3 protein-coding genes are annotated in these 5,815 nt (G+C 68.7%); all 3 read right to left on the bottom strand.

Annotated features, from left to right (window positions below; genetic code table 11):
* Positions 1 to 174: 174 nt before the first annotated feature.
* Positions 175 to 2,310, bottom strand: coding sequence for a PQQ-binding-like beta-propeller repeat protein (locus AB8Z75_RS29385; RefSeq protein WP_369207260.1), 2,136 nt, complete (start codon positions 2,308 to 2,310; stop codon positions 175 to 177).
* Positions 2,311 to 2,315: 5 nt separating this feature from the next.
* Complete coding sequence (locus AB8Z75_RS29380; RefSeq protein ID WP_369207258.1) at positions 2,316 to 4,517, bottom strand: PQQ-binding-like beta-propeller repeat protein; 2,202 nt, start codon at positions 4,515 to 4,517, stop codon at positions 2,316 to 2,318.
* A gap of 15 nt (positions 4,518 to 4,532) precedes the next feature.
* Positions 4,533 to 5,815, bottom strand: a 1,283-nt coding sequence (locus AB8Z75_RS29375; RefSeq protein ID WP_369207256.1) for a PQQ-binding-like beta-propeller repeat protein, incomplete at its 5' end; no start/stop codon positions are given.

Below are 5,815 nucleotides of genomic sequence, written 5' to 3'. Positions count from 1 at the left end.
AGGTACACCTTCCCCATCCCTCCGGCCCCCAGCACGCCGACCAGCCGGTACGGACCCAGACGCAGGGGGTCGCCGACACCGAGAGGTTTCATGGGGAGAGGCTCCTGGGGTGGTTTCCGACAATGAGGCAGGGCAGGGGGCGCGGGTGCGGGTGCGGCGGGACGCTTCGGCGGATCACCTCAGGGGAAGGCCGAAGACGCGCTTGTCGGTGGCGACGACGAGTTGGCCCGAAGCGTGGTGGGGCATCAACGACGGCTGCTCCTCCTTCGCGCCGGTGAGGACCCACTTGATCTCGCGTTCCTCGCGGTCGATCGCGGTGATCAAGCGAGCACCCCTGGAAGGGAAGTAGAGATATCGATCGCCGGCGGCGGGCACGACATGGAGCGGAACCTCCGTCGCCCATGGCGCTTTCATCTCCCACTGGAGTTCACCGGTTTTCGCGTCCAGAGCCACCAGGCCGTTTCCGGGCTCGAGGGCGTAGACGGTGCCGTCCTTGTAGAGAGGCGTACCGTAGTATCCGTCTTTCTTGCCCTTTTGCGGTTCGAGAGGCTTCCTCCCCTTGCCGAAGCGCCACACCGTCTCTCCGTCTTTCACGCGTAGCGCGACGACCTCGTCGAGACCCAAGTAGATGTGGCCTTCCTGATCCGCACCGGCAGTGGACAGATCACTGTTCACCGCCGCGTCGAAGTTTCTCGACCACACGGTTTTCCCCGTGGTGACATCGATGGCGAACACGTGCCCGATATCGACCATGACCATCATGCCGTCCCACCTGGCAATGACTGTCGCCCCGACTGTCGATCTCGTCCTGCGCCAGCGCACCTCGCCCGAACGAGCGTCCAGAGCCACGTATCGTTGATGCGGATCCTCGAACTCACCGTCGAAGGCGTCCTCGATGACGACGAACCCCTTGTGCACACCGAGCACGTCCGCGCCGTTCTCGTCCCGCAGTCCCACCTTGCCCAGATCCGCCACGCGGTCGGCGAATTCCGCTGTCCTCGGATCCACCCGGTACAAGTCCAACTTGTTGCTCACCTGGTAGAGGTGGTCACCGTCGACATGAGAAGGCTTGTCCCCCTGAATGTCCTTGTTGGTTCCTCTTCGCCTGCCTTCCATGTCCAACACGGTGAGGCGTACATCCGAGGTGACGGCCACGTAGTCACGGACCAGCACCGCTTGAAGGGTGCCCTCGTCGAACGGGGACTGCCACGAGGGTTCGGGGCCGGCCGCGGCCTCCGTTTCCGAAGGCGGTGACGCCGCGGCCTCCTCGGTGTCACCGGACCGTGCCATCATCCAGGCTCCGGCCCCCGTCGCAGCCGCCACGAGCCCCGCACCGCCCCAGAGCAACGCCCGTCGTCGAGTCGGACCGGCGAGGCGGGAACCGGCCGCCGTCTCCACGGGCCCGGCCGTCGGCGCGGGCAGGCGAGAAGGAACTGCCTCCCAGGCCGTCTGGCAGCGCCGCAGGATCTCCGCGTGGACAACATCGGGCAGAGAATCGGCGAACTCGGCCCCACCGTCCAGTCGTTCGGCGAGCTCGCGAGTCGTCGGCCGCTGAGTAGGGTCTTTGGACAGGCACCGCTCCACTGTCCCTACCAACCCGGACGGCACCTGGGAGAGGTCCGGCTCTCCGTAGCGGACCCGGTAGAGCAGGTCCGCCGCCAGGCCGACTCCGAACGGGCCACTGCCGGTGCACGCGAAGACCAGCACTCCTGCCAGGGCGAAGATGTCACCCGCGGGCGTGTGCTCCGCGCCGGTGGCCTGCTCCGGCGACATGAACGCAGGGGTGCCCGCTGCGGCACCGGTCCGGGTGAGCCGGTCGTCCCCGGCAGCCCGCGCAATACCGAAGTCGATGACCTTGGGCCCCGTCGCGGACAGGAGGATGTTGGAAGGCTTCAGGTCGCGGTGCACGACGTCGGAAGCGTGAAGTTGCGTGAGGGCGTCGCACAGCCGCGCCCCGAGAGCCCGTGTGGCATCCTCGGGCAACGGACCGTGCAGGGCCACCACGTCGTCCAGCGGGGGCCCGAGGACATACTCGGTCGCCAGCCAAGGAGTCTCCGCCAGAGCGTCCGCGTCCACCACCGCGGCTCCGTGGTGCCCACCGATCACCCGGGCCGCATCGACCTCCAACTGGAACCGGGTGCGGAACTCCTGGCGAGCGGCGAACTCCGCGTGCATCGTCTTCAGCGCGACAGTGCGCCCGCGCGGGGACCGTCCGAGGTAGACGGTCCCCATGCCACCACTGCCGAGCCTGGCGATGAGCCGGTAGTCACCGAGACGTGCCGGATCGTCGTGCGTGAGAGGGAAGGCCACGGCGATCAGTCCACCGGGAATGCGTAGAGGCTGCGGCGGTCATCGACGACGACCATCCCTTCGGCGCTCGCCGCCACGGTACCCGGGTTCCCGGAGAACTCTTCGACCCCCGCCATGGCGAGCCGCCACATGAGGGAGCCGTCGCGACTGTCCAGAGCGTCGATCTCGGCCATACCCGCCCGAAGCAGCACGCGTCCCGACGCGCTGAGCGACATGGCCGAGAGGTTGTACCTCTGCTCGTGCGGATTGGCGTGTTTTCTTTTCCACTTGACCTTTCCACTCCGGTAATCAACCGCGTAGGTGGTCACGTCGTTGTCAGCGACGTACAGCATGCCTTTCCGTACCGCTCTGTGCGCGTTGACGCCCCCCTTGACCGCTACTGTCCAGCGTTCCTTCCCACTGGTCAGACTCATCCCGCGCAGCCCGTCGACCGTGTCGGCAACCAACAGATCACCTTCCAGGGGGAGGACGAGACCATCGGACGTGCTGGAGATGTCGTCGTAGTCCTTCCTCCATTTCCGCCGGCCATCACGCCGGTCGAGGGCGACGTAGGCGAAGTTGTCTTGCGAGAGCTGCAGCCCCGTGCCGGCCACGAGGATGTGCGACTTCAGCAGTGTCGGGCCGACCACTCCCGGCCCGGGTGGGGTCAAGGTTTCGACGAACCCGGCGGGGATGGGCGCATGCCACAGCTTCTTGCGGCGCCGGAGGCTGTAGGCGATGACAGCCTGCTCCGGCTCGCTCTTCTTACTGAAGTCCTCGGTGAGGAAGAACAGCACGCCGCCCCCCGCAGCCAGGAGGAGGGCCATCGAGGGTGTTTGCATGTACTTCCTCTCGCGCCACTTGATCTTTCCTGAGCGCGCGGAGAGGAGAAGGAACTCCCCTTGGTCTCCTCCGGATGCCACCAAGACGTCGCCGTGCCCCGCGTCCAGGATCTGTGCGGGCAGCACATCGTCGCGGGACCACTGCTTCTTCCCCTCGACGATGTCGACCGCCAGAACGCCTCCCTTGTGGCCCGTGATCAGGAATCTTCCGTCCGCCAGCAGTGAGGATTCCTCCGTGGATCTGTCCGGCAGTTCGAAGTGCCACAACGGTGCGGGGGCGACCCCGCGTATCTGCTGAGCGCGAGGGGCGGACTTCTGCGAGCCGAAGGCTCTCCAAGTCGCGACGCCGGCGGTGCCGAGGGCCAGGCCGGCCGCAGCCGGTGCGACCGCCGTGAGCAGGGAACGGCGGGACGGTGAGGTGGGCGGGGCCGCAGCAGTCGGAAGCCCGGCCGCGGAGGCAGCCTCGTCCGTCCGATGTCCCGGCGGCACCGCTGTGGGAGCGCCCTCCGGCGGGTAGGCAGGCCACTGTGCGGCCTGTTCGTCCATCGCGGCGAGGATGCGCTCGGGAAGTTGGCCGCCGGCGGCCGGCGCCGAATCCCGCAAGATCCGCAGCAGTTCCTCGGCTCGCGGGCGCTCAGCCGGATCGGCCGTCAGGCAGCGAGCCCTTACCTCTTCCCACGGGGGCGAGGGGATCTCCTGCCGGTTTCCCGCCCCTTCGGCGAAGGCAAGGACAGCGGCCAGTGCATAGATGTCGCCCGGAGGCTGAGGCCGGCCCCCTGCGCGCTGCTCGGGCGGCAGACTCTTCCCGGCGACACCGGGCACCGCATGACGCTCGGCGCCCTCCACGGACGCCGCTCTCACAAGACCGTATCCGGTCAGGAGTGGGCCGGAGGGCGTGAGCAGCACCGACTGCGGAGAGATGCCGGCATGGACCAGACCCCGGCTGTGCGCACTCCACAACGCCTCGGCCAACGCCACGCCCCAACGTCGCACCAACTGCTGGGGAAGCGGACCGCCGTGCACCGCGAGGGCGGCCCCAAGTGGCAGGGCGGGGAAGCAGTCGTAAGCCACCCACGGTATCCGGGCGCCGGCCGCCGATACGCCCTTGACCGTTGCGACATACCGGTGACCGAGCCGGCGGGAGTTGTTGGCCTCCGACCAGAAACGCAGGCGGTAGCTCGCGTCGTCGGCACACGCCTCCTCGGGGGTCATCAGCACGCATGGCGTGCCGTCGGGACCGGCAGCGAGCCACCAACCCACACCGTCCGAGGGGGTGTCGAGCCGCTCGACGCGGCGATACCCGTCCAGGCCGTGTTCATCCCCGCGGTCCGGTGCCGTCGCCGGGTGCTCGTGGGTGGTCGGCACGGGGTCAGTCGGTATCGGCATGTCTTCTCGTTTCGGTCAGCCCAGCGGCAGGGCGTAGACACTGCGCCCGCTGACGACCAGGACGTACTCGTCGTTCAACGCGACCTTGCGCCGTTCCAGCACCGTGCCCGACGCCGACGGCAGATCGGTGAAACGCCACAGAAGGGAGCCGTGTCGGGTCTCGAAGGCGTCCACCTCCGCGTCGTTGGCGGAGACCAGCACTCGCCCGTTGGGGGTGACGGCGGTGTCCGGGGTGGCGTCCCGAGCGGTCGGCTCGAGATCGAAGGTCGCCTCGGAGCGCCAGGAGACCTTGCCTGTCCGCGCATCGACACAGTGGGTCACGTAGGCGCTGTCGCTCACGTAGACCGAGTGCTTGTGTGTGACGGGGGTGCCGAGGAAGTCGGGCTTCTGCTCGTTCTCGTCCTCAGCCGTGACCTTCCACCTCTCCTTGCCCTTCCCTCCCAGCGCGTAGGCCCGTAGGGAGGCGCCCTTGGCCGTTACCAGTGTTGCCGGTTCGGCCACCGTGGTCAGGTGTGCCGACTCGGCCGACTCGTACGTGCGCGACCAGCGCTCCCGGCCCGTCTCGCGGTCGTAGGCCGTCAGGCGCGGGGGCTTGCCCTTGTCGGCCGTGACGACCACGAGGGTGTCGCCGAGCAGATGGCTGCCCTGGTAGCCGGCGGGCAGAGGGTTGCTCCACAGCTCACGGTCGTCGGTGAGGTCGTACGCGACGACGGTGCGGGACGAGGATGGCGACGAGGACGAAGACGACGAGGACGAGCGGGTGTTTTCCACGACGAGCCAGACGACGTGGCCGTGGGCGGCGAGCACCGCCGTGTACGGCCGGCGGCCCGCTTTGCGGTAGCGCTCGGAGCGCCAGCGGGTCTCACCGTCGCGGGCGCCGAGTGCGAACAGGTCGGAGCCGGCCAGCAGGACGAGGCCGTTGCTCAACGGCCAGGCGCGGCCGGAGGGTTTGGTGTCCGCGCGGCGCCAGAGTTCGTCGCCGGTGCGTACGGCGACGCCGACCGCGGCGGTCCCGTCGGCGAGGACGGCGACCTCGTCCCTCCACAGGAGGGGGGCGAAGTTCTTCACGGGGTCGGCGAGGTCGTAGCGCCATTTCGGGGTCGGCGGGGCGCCTTTGAGACGTTTGCGGGTCTTGCGTCGCGCGGCCAGCTTCTCGGCGGGGGTGAGTTCCGGGGCGGGGTCGGAGGTCACGGCCCAGGCCACGGAACCGCCCACGGCGACACCGGCGACGCCGGTACCGACAGCGGTGAGGAGGGAGCGCCGCGAGGGGGCGAGGAGGCGGTGGTCCCGTGCGGGGG

The organism is Streptomyces sp. PU-14G (genome assembly GCF_041028275.1).
In the GTDB taxonomy this organism is placed as follows: domain Bacteria; phylum Actinomycetota; class Actinomycetes; order Streptomycetales; family Streptomycetaceae; genus Streptomyces.
This window is presented reverse-complemented; position numbering and strand designations above follow the sequence as displayed.

What these genes read in the sequence shown, in the direction of transcription:
- AB8Z75_RS29380 (WP_369207258.1), bottom strand. Translation starts at nt 4,517, where the DNA reads ATGCCGATACCGACTGACCCCGTGCCGACCACCCACGAGCACCCGGCG.